The sequence below is a fragment of the Vreelandella hamiltonii genome (assembly GCF_014651795.1).
Lineage (GTDB): Bacteria > Pseudomonadota > Gammaproteobacteria > Pseudomonadales > Halomonadaceae > Vreelandella > Vreelandella hamiltonii.
The window spans coordinates 211,412-225,282 of record NZ_BMXO01000001.1; the positions used below are offsets into that span (position 1 = coordinate 211,412).

Annotated in this window: 25 protein-coding genes; 24 read left to right on the plus strand and 1 reads right to left on the minus strand. The window is 62.0% G+C overall.

Translation table 11 applies throughout. From position 1 onward, the window contains the following. The first annotated feature begins 35 nt into the window (after positions 1 to 35). The 21 genes from IE061_RS01030 to IE061_RS01125 all read left to right on the plus strand — a co-directional run bounded on the left by IE061_RS01030 (position 36) and on the right by IE061_RS01125 (position 11,009). Positions 36 to 848, plus strand: coding sequence for a GPO family capsid scaffolding protein (locus IE061_RS01030; protein WP_193460719.1), 813 nt, complete (start codon positions 36 to 38; stop codon positions 846 to 848). A gap of 15 nt (positions 849 to 863) precedes the next feature. After that, positions 864 to 1,880: a phage major capsid protein, P2 family gene (locus IE061_RS01035; RefSeq protein ID WP_193460720.1), complete on the plus strand. Its 1,017-nt coding sequence runs from the start codon at positions 864 to 866 to the stop codon at positions 1,878 to 1,880. Positions 1,881 to 1,883: 3 nt separating this feature from the next. Further along, entirely contained in the window at positions 1,884 to 2,564 is a 681-nt protein-coding gene (gene gpM, locus IE061_RS01040; protein ID WP_193460721.1) for a phage terminase small subunit, read from the plus strand. Positions 2,565 to 2,711: 147 nt separating this feature from the next. Beyond that, positions 2,712 to 3,197, plus strand: coding sequence for a head completion/stabilization protein (locus IE061_RS01045; protein WP_193460722.1), 486 nt, complete (start codon positions 2,712 to 2,714; stop codon positions 3,195 to 3,197). After that, positions 3,194 to 3,418: a tail protein X gene (locus IE061_RS01050; protein ID WP_193460723.1), complete on the plus strand. Its 225-nt coding sequence runs from the start codon at positions 3,194 to 3,196 to the stop codon at positions 3,416 to 3,418. Before IE061_RS01045 ends, IE061_RS01050 begins: the two co-directional genes overlap by 4 nt. Positions 3,419 to 3,458: 40 nt before the next feature. Next, on the plus strand, positions 3,459 to 3,662 hold the full coding sequence (locus IE061_RS01055) for a hypothetical protein (protein ID WP_193460724.1): 204 nt from the start codon (positions 3,459 to 3,461) through the stop codon (positions 3,660 to 3,662). Then, positions 3,652 to 4,137, plus strand: a complete 486-nt coding sequence (locus tag IE061_RS01060) for a lysozyme (RefSeq protein WP_193460725.1) — start codon at positions 3,652 to 3,654, stop codon at positions 4,135 to 4,137. Before IE061_RS01055 ends, IE061_RS01060 begins: the two co-directional genes overlap by 11 nt. Then, on the plus strand, positions 4,134 to 4,556 hold the full coding sequence (lysB, locus tag IE061_RS01065) for an Rz-like lysis system protein LysB (protein WP_193460726.1): 423 nt from the start codon (positions 4,134 to 4,136) through the stop codon (positions 4,554 to 4,556). Before IE061_RS01060 ends, lysB begins: the two co-directional genes overlap by 4 nt. Next, positions 4,456 to 4,701 carry an Rz1-like lysis system protein LysC gene (lysC, locus tag IE061_RS18270; RefSeq protein WP_373294915.1) on the plus strand — a complete coding sequence of 82 codons (246 nt, stop codon included), beginning with the start codon at positions 4,456 to 4,458 and terminating at the stop codon, positions 4,699 to 4,701. The genes lysB and lysC overlap by 101 nt, the downstream gene beginning before the upstream one ends. Further along, positions 4,664 to 5,158 carry a phage tail protein gene (locus IE061_RS01070; RefSeq protein WP_193460727.1) on the plus strand — a complete coding sequence of 165 codons (495 nt, stop codon included), beginning with the start codon at positions 4,664 to 4,666 and terminating at the stop codon, positions 5,156 to 5,158. Before lysC ends, IE061_RS01070 begins: the two co-directional genes overlap by 38 nt. A 1-nt stretch (position 5,159) precedes the next feature. Then, the gene (locus tag IE061_RS01075; RefSeq protein WP_230478339.1) at positions 5,160 to 5,606 is read left to right on the plus strand and encodes a phage virion morphogenesis protein; all 447 of its coding nucleotides are present in this window, start codon (positions 5,160 to 5,162) and stop codon (positions 5,604 to 5,606) included. A 76-nt stretch (positions 5,607 to 5,682) separates the two neighbouring features. Continuing rightward, positions 5,683 to 6,234 (plus strand): phage baseplate assembly protein V, encoded by a 552-nt coding sequence (locus IE061_RS01080; protein WP_230478340.1) that lies wholly within the window; start codon positions 5,683 to 5,685, stop codon positions 6,232 to 6,234. A gap of 8 nt (positions 6,235 to 6,242) precedes the next feature. Then, complete coding sequence (locus tag IE061_RS01085) at positions 6,243 to 6,584, plus strand: GPW/gp25 family protein (protein WP_230478341.1); 342 nt, start codon at positions 6,243 to 6,245, stop codon at positions 6,582 to 6,584. After that, on the plus strand, positions 6,581 to 7,477 hold the full coding sequence (locus IE061_RS01090) for a baseplate assembly protein (RefSeq protein WP_193460730.1): 897 nt from the start codon (positions 6,581 to 6,583) through the stop codon (positions 7,475 to 7,477). Before IE061_RS01085 ends, IE061_RS01090 begins: the two co-directional genes overlap by 4 nt. Beyond that, positions 7,474 to 8,196, plus strand: coding sequence for a phage tail protein I (locus IE061_RS01095; protein ID WP_193460731.1), 723 nt, complete (start codon positions 7,474 to 7,476; stop codon positions 8,194 to 8,196). Before IE061_RS01090 ends, IE061_RS01095 begins: the two co-directional genes overlap by 4 nt. After that, positions 8,193 to 8,720, plus strand: coding sequence for a phage tail-collar fiber domain-containing protein (locus IE061_RS01100; RefSeq protein WP_193460732.1), 528 nt, complete (start codon positions 8,193 to 8,195; stop codon positions 8,718 to 8,720). Before IE061_RS01095 ends, IE061_RS01100 begins: the two co-directional genes overlap by 4 nt. After that, positions 8,717 to 9,076, plus strand: coding sequence for a hypothetical protein (locus IE061_RS01105; RefSeq protein WP_193460733.1), 360 nt, complete (start codon positions 8,717 to 8,719; stop codon positions 9,074 to 9,076). Before IE061_RS01100 ends, IE061_RS01105 begins: the two co-directional genes overlap by 4 nt. After that, on the plus strand, positions 9,069 to 9,323 hold the full coding sequence (locus tag IE061_RS01110; RefSeq protein WP_193460734.1) for a hypothetical protein: 255 nt from the start codon (positions 9,069 to 9,071) through the stop codon (positions 9,321 to 9,323). Before IE061_RS01105 ends, IE061_RS01110 begins: the two co-directional genes overlap by 8 nt. Further along, a complete protein-coding gene (locus IE061_RS01115; protein ID WP_193460735.1) occupies positions 9,320 to 9,685 on the plus strand; it encodes a hypothetical protein in 366 nt (121 codons plus the stop codon). The genes IE061_RS01110 and IE061_RS01115 overlap by 4 nt, the downstream gene beginning before the upstream one ends. After that, entirely contained in the window at positions 9,682 to 10,521 is an 840-nt protein-coding gene (locus IE061_RS01120) for a hypothetical protein (protein WP_193460736.1), read from the plus strand. Before IE061_RS01115 ends, IE061_RS01120 begins: the two co-directional genes overlap by 4 nt. Before the next feature lie 11 nt (positions 10,522 to 10,532). Continuing rightward, complete coding sequence (locus IE061_RS01125; RefSeq protein ID WP_193460737.1) at positions 10,533 to 11,009, plus strand: hypothetical protein; 477 nt, start codon at positions 10,533 to 10,535, stop codon at positions 11,007 to 11,009. 48 nt (positions 11,010 to 11,057) lie between these two features. Here IE061_RS01125 and IE061_RS01130 read toward each other — a convergent pair whose 3' ends face one another. Next, positions 11,058 to 11,615 carry a hypothetical protein gene (locus IE061_RS01130; protein WP_193460738.1) on the minus strand — a complete coding sequence of 186 codons (558 nt, stop codon included), beginning with the start codon at positions 11,613 to 11,615 and terminating at the stop codon, positions 11,058 to 11,060. A gap of 166 nt (positions 11,616 to 11,781) precedes the next feature. On the opposite strand from IE061_RS01130, the gene IE061_RS01135 reads away from it, so the two are divergent. From IE061_RS01135 to IE061_RS01145, 3 genes are read left to right on the plus strand one after another with little or no spacing between them, the layout of a single operon-like run. Next, positions 11,782 to 12,966 (plus strand): phage tail sheath protein, encoded by a 1,185-nt coding sequence (locus IE061_RS01135; RefSeq protein ID WP_193460739.1) that lies wholly within the window; start codon positions 11,782 to 11,784, stop codon positions 12,964 to 12,966. A gap of 21 nt (positions 12,967 to 12,987) precedes the next feature. Next, complete coding sequence (locus IE061_RS01140) at positions 12,988 to 13,500, plus strand: phage major tail tube protein (protein WP_193460740.1); 513 nt, start codon at positions 12,988 to 12,990, stop codon at positions 13,498 to 13,500. Between the two features lie 48 nt (positions 13,501 to 13,548). Beyond that, positions 13,549 to 13,857 (plus strand): phage tail assembly protein, encoded by a 309-nt coding sequence (locus tag IE061_RS01145; protein ID WP_193460741.1) that lies wholly within the window; start codon positions 13,549 to 13,551, stop codon positions 13,855 to 13,857. Positions 13,858 to 13,871 lie beyond the last annotated feature (14 nt).

The window sequence follows — 13,871 nt, forward strand, 5'->3', positions numbered from 1 at the left end:
AGCCAAACGCCCCACCCACTCACCGAGGCCCGACCATGCCCTGGCACCGTATCGCAAAAGAAGGCGCAACCACCGATGGCCGCACCATCAGCGCCGAATGGCTCACCCAAATGGCCGCCAATTTCGACCCCGCCAAGTACGGCTGCCGGGTCAACATGGAACACATCAAAGGCCTGCTGCCCGACGGCCCCTTCAAAGCCTACGGCGACGTGACCGCGCTCAAAACCGAGGAAGACGACGACGGCAAGCTCGGCCTGTTTGCCGAGATCGACCCCACCGACGAACTCAAGGCCATGGTCGAAAAACGCCAGAAGGTCTACACCTCCATGGAGATCGATCTCGACTTTGCCGACACCGGCGAAGCCTACCTGGTCGGCTTGGCGGTCACTGATTCTCCCGCCTCCCTCGGCACCTCCATGCTCAAGTTCAGCGCCTCCGAAGGCAAAAACTCCCCGCTGGCCGCCCGCAAACAGCGCCCGGAGAACCTCTTCTCCGAAGCGCTGGAAACCGACCTTTCATTTAGCGATGAACCGCACGAGCAAGGCCCCTCGCTGGCCGAGCGCGTCAAAGCGCTGTTCAAAAAGCAGGACGCCAAAAGCGCCGCGGGCTTCGAAGCCTTCCGCACCGAGCTGGAAGAAACCCTTGGCCTGTTCGTGGAAAAACACCAGGCACTCAGCGACACCCTGAAAAAGCGCCCCACCCAAGCCGCCTTCAATGAGCTCAAAAGCGCCCACGAGACCCTGAAAAAAGAGTTCGACGCGCTCTACACCCAGCTCGACAACACCCCCAACCGCCCGGCTCGCACGCACGCCACCGGCGGCGATACCGACATCGAAACCGACTGCTAAGAGACGCCCCTCATTATGCGTACAGAAACTCGCAAGCTCTTCAACAAATACGGCCAGCGCCTGGCACGCCTCAATGGGGCTGAGAATGCTTACTCCTCGTTCGATATCGAGCCGAGTGTGCAGCAAACGTTGGAAACTAAAATTCAGGACTCCAGCGACTTTCTCAGCCGTATCAACATGATTGGGGTGCGAGACCTGGTCGGGCAAAAGCTTGGGCTCGGAATCAATGGCCCAATTGCCGCACGAACGGACGTCACGCAGCGTGATCGGAACCCCATCGACCCAACGACCCTGGATAACCATGAGTACCGCTGCGAATCCACCGAATATGACACTTACCTGACTTGGGCAAAGCTGGACGCCTGGGCCAAGTTCCCAGATTTTCAGTCTCGCATTCGTAACGCCATTATCAAGCAGCAAGCACTGGACCGCCTGATGATGGGCTTTAACGGCACTAGTGCCGCAAAACAGACGGACCGAACCGCCAACCCGCTACTGCAAGACGTGAACATCGGCTGGCTGCAGAAGTACCGCAACCACTCTCCTGCTCGCGTAACCAAAGGGCACAAGATCGGTAAAGGCCAAGAGTTTCAAAACCTGGACGCTCTCGTCTTGGAGGCCGTGAACTCCATGATCGATCCCTGGCACCGCGACTCAACAGACCTGGTAGCGATCGTTGGCCGGACACTCATGACCGAAGAGTACCTACCCAAGGTCAATAAATATGAGCAGCCGACGGAAAGCCGTGCGCTGGACATGATCATGGCGGCAAAACGAATCGGCGGCTTAAACAGCTATCAAGCTCCCTTCATGCTGGAAAAAGGCATCTTCATCACCTCCTTCGAGAACCTGTCGATCTATTGGCAGGAAGGCTCACGACGCCGCTATCTCAAGGATAAGCCAGAGCGCAAACGCGTCGAAAACTACGAATCCTCGAACGATGCCTACGTCATTGAAGACTATGGTTTTGGCTGCCTGATTGAGGACATCACGCGTGAAAACGCCCCCACCGAAGAACCGGCAGGGGAATAACGCATGACGAGTTCTATTCGCCGCCACTTCGAGCGCGTCAGCGCTGCCATGGCAGCCGCTGACGCAGGGGAAGCCCCCATGCAAGGCGAAGCCTACGAGCTGATGCAAGCCGCGCTGTTCGAAGACTACCGCCTGCTCAAGTCCACCCAGTCCATGGAGCGCAAAGCCGAGATCAAGCGCGAGATCCTGCCCAAGTACGCCGAGTACGTGTCCGGCGTGCTGGAAGCGGGCCAGGGCGCCCAAGACGACGTGCTGATGCGCGTGATGCTCTGGCGTATTGATGCCGGTGACCTCGCCGGGGCCATTGCCATCGCCAAGTACGCCACCAAGCACGGCCTTACCCCGCCGGATCAATTCGAGCGCGGCACCCCCGCCATCATCGCCGAGGAAGTCGCCGATCAGGCGCTGAAGCAGCTGGATGAAGAAGGCGCAGACACCACCGCCCTGCTCGTGCACCTGGTGGATGTGGAAGCCCTCACCCGGGATGCGGATATGCACGACCAGATCCGGGCCAAGCTGCACAAAGCGCTGGGCTACGCCTGCCGAGCCACCGGCCAGCTAGACGATGCCCAGCACCACCTGGAACGCGCCCTCGCGCTCAACGACCGCATTGGCGTGAAGAAAGACCTCGAACGCCTGGAACGAGAACGCAAACAGAACGCTGCCGCTACGCCCACGGGCTAGCGGCCAACCGAGTCGACCGCCGACGTCAGGGGGCGCGACGTAAGAGCCAGGCGTTTTAACGCCCATGCTCGAACGCCGCCCACCCCCTTTTTGATTCATCGCGCCCGACCCCGCGCGAAAAACGTTTACCCGCTACCAGGAGGCACGATGAGCAGCTTTATCTCGGCTGGCACACCCAAAAGCAACACCACCGAGCAGCCGCTGGACAGCCTGCTCGAAAACAACGGCTTCTGGCCAGACATCCAGCCCAGCGACTTTCGCGCCACCCACCGGCTGGACAGCACCATCACCCCGCCGCGCATCGAAAGCGCCTTGAAGGCCGCCATGGCCACGGTCAACCGCGTGCTGCGCCACTGGCAGCAGGCCAAGGTCGAAGCAGGCCACCCCACCCTGGCCTCGCTGCCCATTCCCGTATGGCAGACGCCCGAGGTGTACACCATGCTCTACCTGCGCGCCGTGTACTCCACCGCCCACGCCAGCCTGCTGGAGCACTACGCCGATTATGACGCCACCAACAGCGCTCGGGAGCGCGGCGAACAGCTCCAAGCCCCTGCCGATGGCTACCGCCGCGACGCCGCCTGGGCGATCAGCGAAATCGAAGGGCGGCCACACAGCACGGTCGAGCTGATATGAACCGCTCTCCATCCACCACCGTGCACGCCCAGCAGCACGACACCCTGGATGCCATTTGCTACCGCGCTTATGGCACCACCCGAGGCGTCACCGAGCAGGTGCTGGCCGCCAATCCCGGGCTGGCAGAACAGGGGCCGGTGCTGCCCCATGGCACCCCCGTCATGCTGCCCGAGCAGCCCGCCGCCACCCCACGCGCCCCCACGGTCAACCTGTGGGACTAACCCCGCCTGCGCCCTTCGCCAGGCCACCTTCGAGGCCCGCATGAGCCACCCCGTCGAAATCACCACCGAAAGCGCCAAAGCCGCGCCGCCCGCCATCGTCTCGCTACTGCACGTGGGCGGCATGACCCCCGCCGATTGGGTCACGGTACTGACCCTGCTGTACCTCGCGCTGCAAATCGGCCTGCTCGTGCCGCGCTACCTCAAACGCCTACGCGACTACTGGAGATCCCGCCATGGGGCTTAAAACCAAGATCGGCGTCAGCCTGGCCGCCGGGGCCATCAGCATCGCCACCGCCGTCGTCTCCTACTACGAAGGCTACAAGCCCAGCGCCTACCGCGACCCCGTGGGCATTCCCACCATCTGCTACGGCCACACCGCCACGGCACGCATGGGGCAAACCCTCAGCCAGGCCGAATGCACCGCCCTGCTGCAGCAGGATCTCGGCCACGCCTTCGCCGTGGTCGACCGCCGCGCCCAGGTCGAACTGCCGCCCGCCACCCGCGCCGCGCTCGCCTCGTTCGTGTACAACGTGGGGGAAGGCAACTTCGCCCGCTCCACGCTGCTGCGCAAACTCAACCAGGGCGACCTGCGCGGCGCCTGCCACGAGCTCAGCCGCTGGGTTTACGCCGGGGGAAAACGGCTCAACGGGCTGGTTAGCCGCCGCGCCACTGAGAAAGAGATCTGTTTGGCAGGCTTAGCACAGGAGGCCACGCCATGACCCGCCTACTCGCCGCCCTTGCCATTCTGGTGCTCGTGCTGCTGGTCACCTGGGCACTTTGGCAGCGTACCCACGCTGCCGAAGCCCGCGCCGAGCTCGCCGAACAGCAGCTCGCCCAATCACAGCAGCGGGAAGCAGAAAGCAAAGTGGTGATCGATGCACTCTGGGAAAACGCCATGCGCCTAGAGAGCCAGCGCCGCGCCCTCGCTCAGCAGCAGGCCACACTCACCCGAACAGCGGCCAACCGCCTGGCCACCATTGAGGAGCTACACCGTGAAAATGCAGAACTTCGCGCTTGGGCGAACGCTCGCCTGCCTGATGCTGTTATCCGGATGCGCCGCCGCCCCGCCGTCACCGGTGCCGACGCTTATCATCAATCAGTGCGCGACCCCCAGCCCCTGCACGCTCCCCGCGAGTAATCCCGAAACCAACGGCGAACTCGACCTGCAGTTAGAACGCACCGAAGCCGCCTGGGCACAGTGCGCCGCCGAAGTCGATGCCGTCATCGCCTGCCAAGAGGCCCACCATGCAGAAACTTCACCTGCTACGCGCACACTTGATTAACGCGGTACCCGCCCTGGCGAAAGACCCCGAACGGCTGCTCACCTTCGTGGAAGAAGGCAGCATCGCCTTTCGCCGTGGCCCCAACCTCACCCACGAATACCAGTTCACCGCCCAGCTCGTGCTCACCGACTTCAGCGCAAACCTGGACACCATCATCGTGCCGCTGCTGCAGTGGCTGGCCGAATACCAGCCTGACGCCGACCCCGCCGAGGCCATCCGCTTCGAAGCCGAGATCCTCAGCCACCAATCCGTGGATGTGGCCCTGCGGGTAACGCTTAGCGAACGGGTGCTCGCCAAGGTGGAATGCGCGACCGGGCACATTAAGGTCGACCGCGCCCTGCCCCGGTTTGATTCAACCGACTGCCCGGATACCCGCTGGCAGCTACTGATCCGCGATAGCGAGGCCCAAAACGATTACACCCTGGTGGCAGAGTGGGACGGCCCAAATGGCGGATAACATGGAAGCACTAGAGGAGTGGGTCGGCCCGCTGCTCGCCAAGTTGGATGTTAAACAGCGCCGGGCATTGGCCCGCAACGTGGCCCGGGATCTTCGCCGCCGACAGCGTGACCGCATTCGCGCTCAAACCAACCCGGATGGCACGCCCTACGCCCCGCGTAAGGAACAGCGGCTGCGCGCCCAGCAAGGCAGCATCAAACGCCGCGCCATGTTCAGCAAACTCTCCACCGCCAAATGGCTCAAGGCCACCGCCCAAGGCGACACCGCCGTGGTCGGCTTCCTGGGCAACGTCGCCCGCATTGCCACCACCCACCAGCGCGGCCTCAAAGATCGCGTCACCCGCGACGGCCCCCGCGTCGAGTACGCCCAGCGGGAGCTGCTGGGTTTCACCGCACAAGACCGCGAAGACATTATGGATTCCGTGCTGAAGCACCTCAGCCCCGGCTAAGCCGCTCGGTGTATATCCCGCCACTTACACCCGCCGCCGCTTCGCCTACACCCAGCGCCGCCGCAGGATAGCGGCTATGAACATTCCCGAACTCCTCCGCCTGCTGCACAACCTGATCCGCCTCGGCACCATCGCCGAGGTGGACCACCGCGCTGCCCGCGTACGCGTCAAAACCGGCGAGCTGCTCACCGACTGGCTGCCCTGGTTGGAAGGCCGCGCAGGCACCACGCGAGACTGGGACCCGCCCACCCAAGGCGAACAAGTCATCCTGTTTTCACCCGGCGGCGACCCTGCCAACGGGGTGGTGCTGTGCGGGCTGTGCTCAAACGCGCACCCCGCCCCGGCGGAGGTCGCCACGCTGTGGCGCAGGCTCTTCCCCGATGAAGGGCTGTTCGAGTACGACCACGCCAACAGCGTGCTGCGCATCCGCCTGCCCGGTGCCATTGAAATCAGCGCCCCCGGCGGCACCACCTGGCAAGGCAACATCCAGCACACCGGCGAGCTCAACCGGGAAGGCAGCTACCAGCAGCAAGGCGGCGGCCTCACCCACAACGGCAAAAACGTGGGGCACGACCACGCCCATAGCGGCATCCAGCCCGGCCCCGCCAACACTCAAGGGCCTATCTAATGGCAGGCATGAACGCACACACAGGCCGCCCGTTGGATTCGCTGGCCCATATCCAGCAATCAGTGGCGGACATTCTCACCACGCCCCTCGGCTCCCGTGTCATGCGTCGGGAGTACGGCTCGCTGCTGCCAGAGCTGATCGACCAGCCTTTGAACGGCCCCACCGCCCTGCGCGCCTATGCCGCCACGGTGGTGGCCCTGATGAAGTGGGAACCGCGCATTCGCGTGCAACAAGTCACTCGGCAAGTCTCTACCGAACGCCCCGGCCGCTTCGATCTCATCATTACTGCTCAGCGCGTGGATAACGGCGAGCGCGTCAGCCTGGCGGTACCGCTCAGGGGGAACCCATGAACAGCCCCATCGACCTCTCCCAACTCCCCGCACCCAACGTCATCGAGCCGCTGGACTATGAAACCCTGCTGGCCGAGCGCAAGGCGCGGCTTATCGCGCTGCACCCCGAAGAGGAGCGGGAAGCCGTCACCGAGCTACTTGCGCTGGAATCTGAACCCCTGGTCAAGCTGCTGGAAGAAAACGCCTACCGCGAGCTACTGTTACGCCAGCGCATCAATGAAGCCGCCCGTGCCGTGATGATCGCCTTCGCCAACGATGAGGATCTCGACCAGCTTGGGGCCAACCTCAACGTGAAACGCCTGGTGCTGGATGCAGGCGACCCCACGGCCATTCCGCCGGTATCGCCCACCCTGGAAAAAAACCGCGACTACCGCGCCCGTATTCAGCTCGCCTTTGAAGGGTTATCGGTGGCGGGGCCAAGCGGGGCCTACGAGTACCAGGCCATCAGCGCCCACCCCAGCGTGCTGGATGTCTCGGTGGCCAGCCCGGAACCCGTGGAGGTCGTCCTTACCGTTCTCTCCCGCGAAGCTGATGGCCAGCCCAGCCCAACGGTGCTGGAAGCCGTGCGAAAACGAGTGGATGAACGCCGCCCATTGACGGATCGCGTCACCGTGCAAGCCGCCACCCTACTGCCATTCAGCATCACGGCGGTGCTGGCCCTGCGCACCGGCCCCGACCCCGCCGTGATTCGTGAGCAGGCACGCCAACAGCTCACGGCATACGTGGAAACACGCCACCGCCTAGGGGCGTGGATCACCCGCTCAGGCGTTCACGCCGCGCTCACCGTGGAAGGCGTCGAGCGCATTACGCTGGAAGGCTTTAGCGAGATCATCGCCGCCCAGCACCAGGCGCCACACTGCACCGGCATCACCCTGCACACGGAGGGCGTATGAACGACCTGCTGCCCCCCAATCGCACGTCGCTGGAAGCGCGCCTGGCTGCATCGCACCCGCTCGCGCTGCCGGTACCGCTGCGCACACTCTGGAACCCGGCCACCTGCCCGGCGCACTGCCTGCCGTTTCTGGCCTGGGCGTTCTCAGTCGACCAGTGGCACGAATCCTGGCCGGAGAGCATCAAGCGCCGCGTCATCGCCAACAGCGCCGAGCTTCACCGCATCAAAGGCACCCGCCCAGCGGTGGAACTCGCCATGGAGTCCTTGGGGGTCGAGGTCGAGCTCACCGAATGGTTCGAGGCCACCCCCAACCTGCCACGGGGCACCTTCCGCGCCGTGCTCTACGTGAACGAAAACCTCACGCCCGAGGCCCCTGCGCTGCTCAGCGACACGCTCTACACCCAGCTACGCCAGGCCATCGACAACGCCAAGAACAAGCGCAGCCACTACACCTTCCAGGTGGGTGCCCGCTACGCAGCGGGCCTGGGGGCCGCCAGCGCCGTCAAAAGCGCCGCCGTTCGGCGCGATATCGCCAACGCTATCACGCCCCCGCTGAACGCCCAAAGCTCCCTCGGCGCGGCGGCCGTGCAGCGCACGGCGGCGGTCTCCCGCTGGGCGGCCACCGCTACCCAAACGCCCACATTATCCACCCCGCTTGCCGTGGCCTGCACCTTCCACGCCACGGCAGTCGCCCGTTACCCCATGGAGGCCCCCGCATGACGGCCCTGGTTCCCACGCTCACCCTCGCCGGGCTCAACGCCGTGTTCAATGCCCAAGGCGATGGCCTGCAAGCCCGCATCACCCACATCGTGCTGGGCGATCAGGGCCGCACGCCCAGCCCTTCGCACACCTCACTCGGCAACCAGCGCCGCCGTATCCCCATTGCCGATGGCGAAAAGACCGCCGAGCGACAGCTTCACGTCACCGGCGTGGTGGATGGCGATGGCCCGGAGTTCTGGGTGCGGGAAGTCGGCTTTGAGCTGGAAGACGGCACGCTACTGGCCATCTGGTCGAGTACCCAGCCGCTGGCGTACGTCTCCAACAATGTGCCGCTGCTGCTGGCCTTCGATTTACGCCTGGAGGCGCTACCGGCGGATGCCGTCACGGTCGTCACCACTGGGGCCAATCTCTCGCTAGCCGCCTGGGGCGAGCAGTACCTCGCCAACGCGGCGGCCATCGTCGACAACATGGCCCGCCAGGTGGATCTCCTCTACCGCGTTCAAGCCCTAGAGAAACGCCCATGAGCACCCAAGCCCCCACGATCAGCCTGGTGGCCGGTACCACGTACCGCTTTAGCGCGATCTGGGCCAGCGATGACGACAACGCCACGCCAATCGACCTCACTGGCTGCGAAGCGATGTTCGCGGTAGTCAGCTTTCAGGGAGAGACGCTGCTCATCTGCGAGACAGGGAACGGCATCGACCTGGTACCGGAAGACGGCGGAATCCACCTGCACCTTCGACCCGAACAAACCGCTGGCCCCGTGGCCCAGCGCTGGGCAGGTGCCCGCTACGAGCTGCGCATTACCTTCCCCAACGGTGATGTATTCAGCCTGCTGCAAGGGCGCTTTCAGCTACAGCCGGGGGTGATCCATGGCTAAAGCCACGCGCCTGACCCTCACCATGCCCGCCCGCAGCGTCACCGTGCGCTTGCCCGCATCGCCGCGCTTTCAAGTGATTAGCCACGGCTTGCAGGGGCCGCCCGGCAAGCTCTCGGCGGAGATCCTGCAGCAGGTCAGCGAGGCCCGCCACGCCACCCAACAGCTCGGCAGCATGATGGCCGCGCTCACCCAGGAATTTACCTACTACGGCGGCAGCATCAGTGCCCAGGAGGACGACACCCCATGAGTTTTGACGACAACCTCGCCGCGCTACGCCAAGCCGTGACCCACACACTCGGGGTGATCGACGGCAAGCTGCGCAACAAAGCCAACAAAGCCGACGTGATGACGCCGGAACAGGTCGACCAGCGCATTCAAACGCTGATCGGTGCCGCGCCCGAAACCCTAGACACCCTGGCCGAGATTGCCGAAGCGCTGGGCAACAACCCCAACTTCGCCGCCACCATCACCGAGCAGCTCGGCACCAAGGCCACCAAAACCCAACACGCGGCGCTTGAGGCTGAACTCAGCGAGGCACTCACCGCGCTCACCGACGCCTTCACCCAAGGCGCGGCCAACATCCAAAACGCCACCCAGGAGACACCATGAGCTTAGAAAGCCAAGTCGCCGCGCTCGTCAGCGCCGCCAACAGCCTCACCAGCCAAGTGGCTGGGAAGATGAACCAGATCGATCAGAAGGTAAATGCAGCAACACAGGCTATTCCGGAGGCCATACGTTCCCTCGCGGCTCAATCCTTTTATGTCGATGCTGTGTCGGGTGATGACAACAGAACTGGCACCTCCATCTCAAACTCCGTGAGAACTATCGCAGCGCTGAACGGAAAAATAGTGCCTGGAACATCGGTCTCCATCTTTTTGAGAGAAAACCAAATTCATGAAGTACATGGAGACGCTATCAGCTCTGTCAACTCATTGATTCGTTTTTCTCGATTGGGCGCCTCAACGAGTAATCGCCCCATCCTGAAGTGGCGTCCCGTATATGACCCTGCCAATGACTTCAATACGGGCAGCTTAGTCAACCTTTCCCAAGGCAACATTACAGTAGTACGCGTAGACCTGGACATTGCAAATGCTGATAACGGCAAACCATTACGCTCATCAGCAGGCATGTTTCAATCAAGCCTAGGAAAAATGGACATTTTTCTGAGGGAGTGCAATGTAACGTTAAACAGTGCCCCGCTGGTAACAGGCTACGCAGGGTACGACTCGACCGACTTGCACCTCAACATGGTGACCGTGGCAAGGAATGGCAATCAAAATGGGCAAGGACAACTGGTTTACAACCGAGCAAATTCCACCGCGCTACAGCTCCGACTCTCTTCATTAGCCGTCACGCTAAGCGGAGGGCTTAAGTTCAGAGACTTACTTCCTATTAACGTCGATGCCAGCAACGTGCTCACGAACGTAGAAAAATCGGCTCTATAAAGGATATCACCATGCTCAACATCAACTACTCAGGTAACAATTATTCAAATATCAATGCTGATCAGGCGCAGGAGCTCGGCATACCTGAAACGATTATTAAAGAAGCGGTTTTCCAAAAAGTCAGCCGCGATATTGATAATGCCGCCGGTAACGCCCGCGCCGCGTTCGTCAGCCCAGGCAGCTACATCGATCAGGAGTACCTGCTCGCCAAGGAAGAGGCTCAGGCCTGGCTAGACAACGGCAAAAACGCCAACGCCATCCCCTCCAGCGTCAGCGACCACATGGCCATGTTTGAGGTAGGCGCCGAAGCCGCCGCCACCGAGATCGTCGCCACAGCCGAGGCGTGGGAAACCGCATTGCGCGAGATCCGCCAGCTACGGCTGGGCGGCAAAGCGGCGGTGCGTCAGGCGGAGACGATCGAAGCGGCGGAGGCAGCGGCCAAGGAGGCGATTGAGCAGTTGAATCGGTATCGGCCGCCGGAGGGATAAGTAATCACTTTGAATGAGTAAGCCTTCCCAGTCGGCGGGCTTATTCATCTATCTAACACCTCCAATGATAACTTTAATTGAGCCCTCATTCTCTCCACTAACCTTCAATACAACCCACTGATTATTCAAATCAACTATAACAGGCACTTCCTCACCAACAAATAAAACAGAAAAAACCTCACTTAACTGTATAGGAAAGTGATAATAGGCCTTATCTTTCAATGCTCTCGGCTTAATAAAAAAACTCTGCACAACAACCCCATTACTATAAATCACATAACTACCAAAACTATTACTACCTCTTTCAATTTCTTTACCTGATGCACTGACAGCGATCTTAGCTTGACTATATAAGTCATCAATCTGTTTTTGAAGTTTTTGTGCCACACTGGGCATTTTATCACTTACAGGCCTCAAGCTTGCGTTTAGTTCTTCATGTAATTTATCCAAAGTCTTCAACTCGACCTCAGTCCCATTGTGCTTTAAAAAAACACTTGCAATGCGGCTTTTCAAAAGAAAAACAACGAAAACAACGCTTAAAGGCCACGCAACTCCCTTAAGAAGGTCTATGTATAAATGTGCAAAATTGTACATCCACTCAATCATCCCAACATTCCCTTAACAGTCACTTTTCCGCACCTTACCATACCCACAGTGTAAACCACCCCACTCACACCCAGCCCCGCTACCACCCTCCCTCCAGCCCCCGCACGATACCTGCGTGAATTCACCCTTTTCGTGACCCGAACAGTGAACCTGCGCAGGAGCCACCATGGCACTCGATCAATACCACCACGGCGTGCGCGTGGCCGAAGTCAACGACGGCACCCGCACCATTCGCACCGCCTCCACGGCGGTGATTGGCGTGGTCTGCACCGCACCGGATGCGGACGCCACCGCCTTCCCCCTCAACCAGCCTGCCCTCGTCACCAATGTAGACACCGCCATTGGCAAAGCGGGCACCCAAGGCACGCTGAAAGACACCCTCACCGCCATTGGCCAGCAGGCCAAGCCCATCATCGTGGTGGTGCGAGTAGCAGAAGGCGACGATGCCGAAGAAACCACCGCCAACGTGGTCGGCACCACCAACGAACAAGGCCAGCGCACCGGCCTGCAGGCGCTGCTCACCGCCAAGCAGAAGCTGGGCGTCACGCCGCGCATCATCGGCGCGCCGCACCTGGATACCCAGCCGGTGGCCACCGCCATGGTCTCGGTGCTGCAGCAGCTGCGCGCCTTCGGCTACGTGTACGCCCACGGCTGCGAGACCCTCACCGACGTGCTGGCCTACCGCGATCAGTTCGGCGCCCGCGAGCTGATGGTGATCTGGCCCCAATGGCAAGCGTTCGATACCGACGATGCCCAAATCCGCGATATCAGCCCCGTGGCCATCGCCCTGGGCCTGCGCGCCAAGCTCGACCAAACCGTGGGCTGGCACAAAACCCTGAGTAACGTGGCCGTGAACGGCGTCACCGGCATCAGCAAAGACGTGTTCTGGGATCTGCAAAGCCCCGCCACCGATGCCGGACTGCTCAACGCCGCCGATGTCACCACCCTGGTCAACCAGAACGGCTACCGCTTCTGGGGCTCGCGCACCTGCGCCGGGCCTGAAAGCCTCTTCCCCTTCGAAAACTACACCCGCACCGCCCAGATCCTCGCCGACACCGTGGCCGAAGCGCACCTGTGGGCGGTGGACTTGCCCCTGCACGCCTCATTAGCGCGAGACATCATCGAAGGCCTGAACGCCAAGTTCCGCGAGCTGAAAACCCTGGGGCTGATCGTCGATGGCAGCGCCTGGCTGAACGAAGAGCTCAACACCCAGACCTCCCTCAAGGGCGGCAAGCTGCGCATCGACTACGACTACACGCCGGTACCGCCGCTCGAAGACCTCGGTTTTCAGCAGCGCATCACCGATTCCTACCTGGCCGACTTCGCCGAGCGCGTCGCAGCCACCGCCTGAATGGATTAGCGAGAGACCCCCATGGCACTCCCCAAAAAGCTCAAAGACCTCAACCTGTTCAGCAACGGCGAAAGCTGGCAGGGCATCGTCCAGTCGATCACCCTGCCCACCCTCACCCGCAAGATCGAAGAGTGGCGCGGCGGCGGCATGGATGGCGCCGTAGGCATCGACATGGGCCAGGACGGCCTGCTCACCGTGCAATGGACGGTCGGCGGGCTGGTAGAAAGCCTGTTCGACAACTTCGGCACCGCCCGCATCGATGCCGACATGCTGCGCATGACCGGCAGCTATGAGCGCGACGACATCGAGGACGCCTCCTCGGTCGAGGTGGTCATGCGCGGCCGCCACACCGAGATCGACATGGGCGACGCCCAAACCGGCGAGAACACCGAACACCAGGTCACCAGCACGCTCAGCTACTACAAGCTCACCATCGACGGCACCGAGAAAATCGAGATCGACCTGGTGAACGGCGTGTTCAAGGTCAACGGCGTCGACCGCCTGGCAGGCCGCCGCCAACGCCTGGGCATTTAACCCACGCCAGCGCCCCTTTTCCCTTAACGTCACACCAGGAACACCCCCATGACCAAAGCTGCCGTAACCCAAGCTATCGCTGCATCCATCACCCTGGATACCCCGCTCACCCGGGGCGAGACCGAAATCACCGAGCTACGCCTGCGCAAGCCCACGGCGGGCGAGCTGCGCGGCGTCTCGCTGGCCGATGTGTTGCAGATGCAAACCGATGCCCTGATCACCCTGATCCCGCGCCTCTCCAACCCCTCGCTCACCGCCACCGAGGTGCGCCAGATGGACCCGGCGGATCTCGTTCAGTGCGGCGGTGAAATCGCCGGTTTTTTGCTGACGAAGCGGGCCAAGGGCGAGACCGAATAAACCTCCCCCACCAG

What these genes read in the sequence shown, in the direction of transcription:
- lysC (WP_373294915.1), top strand. Translation starts at nt 4,456, where the DNA reads ATGCTGTTATCCGGATGCGCCGCCGCCCCGCCGTCACCGGTGCCGACG.
- IE061_RS01030 (WP_193460719.1), top strand. Translation starts at nt 36, where the DNA reads ATGCCCTGGCACCGTATCGCAAAAGAAGGCGCAACCACCGATGGCCGC.
- IE061_RS01130 (WP_193460738.1), bottom strand. Translation starts at nt 11,615, where the DNA reads ATGATTGAGTGGATGTACAATTTTGCACATTTATACATAGACCTTCTT.
- IE061_RS01080 (WP_230478340.1), top strand. Translation starts at nt 5,683, where the DNA reads ATGAACATTCCCGAACTCCTCCGCCTGCTGCACAACCTGATCCGCCTC.
- IE061_RS01145 (WP_193460741.1), top strand. Translation starts at nt 13,549, where the DNA reads ATGACCAAAGCTGCCGTAACCCAAGCTATCGCTGCATCCATCACCCTG.
- IE061_RS01100 (WP_193460732.1), top strand. Translation starts at nt 8,193, where the DNA reads ATGACGGCCCTGGTTCCCACGCTCACCCTCGCCGGGCTCAACGCCGTG.
- gpM (WP_193460721.1), top strand. Translation starts at nt 1,884, where the DNA reads ATGACGAGTTCTATTCGCCGCCACTTCGAGCGCGTCAGCGCTGCCATG.
- IE061_RS01125 (WP_193460737.1), top strand. Translation starts at nt 10,533, where the DNA reads ATGCTCAACATCAACTACTCAGGTAACAATTATTCAAATATCAATGCT.
- IE061_RS01070 (WP_193460727.1), top strand. Translation starts at nt 4,664, where the DNA reads ATGCAGAAACTTCACCTGCTACGCGCACACTTGATTAACGCGGTACCC.
- IE061_RS01110 (WP_193460734.1), top strand. Translation starts at nt 9,069, where the DNA reads ATGGCTAAAGCCACGCGCCTGACCCTCACCATGCCCGCCCGCAGCGTC.
- IE061_RS01055 (WP_193460724.1), top strand. Translation starts at nt 3,459, where the DNA reads ATGAGCCACCCCGTCGAAATCACCACCGAAAGCGCCAAAGCCGCGCCG.
- IE061_RS01050 (WP_193460723.1), top strand. Translation starts at nt 3,194, where the DNA reads ATGAACCGCTCTCCATCCACCACCGTGCACGCCCAGCAGCACGACACC.
- IE061_RS01135 (WP_193460739.1), top strand. Translation starts at nt 11,782, where the DNA reads ATGGCACTCGATCAATACCACCACGGCGTGCGCGTGGCCGAAGTCAAC.
- IE061_RS01035 (WP_193460720.1), top strand. Translation starts at nt 864, where the DNA reads ATGCGTACAGAAACTCGCAAGCTCTTCAACAAATACGGCCAGCGCCTG.
- IE061_RS01085 (WP_230478341.1), top strand. Translation starts at nt 6,243, where the DNA reads ATGAACGCACACACAGGCCGCCCGTTGGATTCGCTGGCCCATATCCAG.
- IE061_RS01045 (WP_193460722.1), top strand. Translation starts at nt 2,712, where the DNA reads ATGAGCAGCTTTATCTCGGCTGGCACACCCAAAAGCAACACCACCGAG.
- IE061_RS01095 (WP_193460731.1), top strand. Translation starts at nt 7,474, where the DNA reads ATGAACGACCTGCTGCCCCCCAATCGCACGTCGCTGGAAGCGCGCCTG.
- IE061_RS01115 (WP_193460735.1), top strand. Translation starts at nt 9,320, where the DNA reads ATGAGTTTTGACGACAACCTCGCCGCGCTACGCCAAGCCGTGACCCAC.
- IE061_RS01140 (WP_193460740.1), top strand. Translation starts at nt 12,988, where the DNA reads ATGGCACTCCCCAAAAAGCTCAAAGACCTCAACCTGTTCAGCAACGGC.
- lysB (WP_193460726.1), top strand. Translation starts at nt 4,134, where the DNA reads ATGACCCGCCTACTCGCCGCCCTTGCCATTCTGGTGCTCGTGCTGCTG.
- IE061_RS01075 (WP_230478339.1), top strand. Translation starts at nt 5,160, where the DNA reads ATGGAAGCACTAGAGGAGTGGGTCGGCCCGCTGCTCGCCAAGTTGGAT.
- IE061_RS01090 (WP_193460730.1), top strand. Translation starts at nt 6,581, where the DNA reads ATGAACAGCCCCATCGACCTCTCCCAACTCCCCGCACCCAACGTCATC.
- IE061_RS01105 (WP_193460733.1), top strand. Translation starts at nt 8,717, where the DNA reads ATGAGCACCCAAGCCCCCACGATCAGCCTGGTGGCCGGTACCACGTAC.
- IE061_RS01060 (WP_193460725.1), top strand. Translation starts at nt 3,652, where the DNA reads ATGGGGCTTAAAACCAAGATCGGCGTCAGCCTGGCCGCCGGGGCCATC.
- IE061_RS01120 (WP_193460736.1), top strand. Translation starts at nt 9,682, where the DNA reads ATGAGCTTAGAAAGCCAAGTCGCCGCGCTCGTCAGCGCCGCCAACAGC.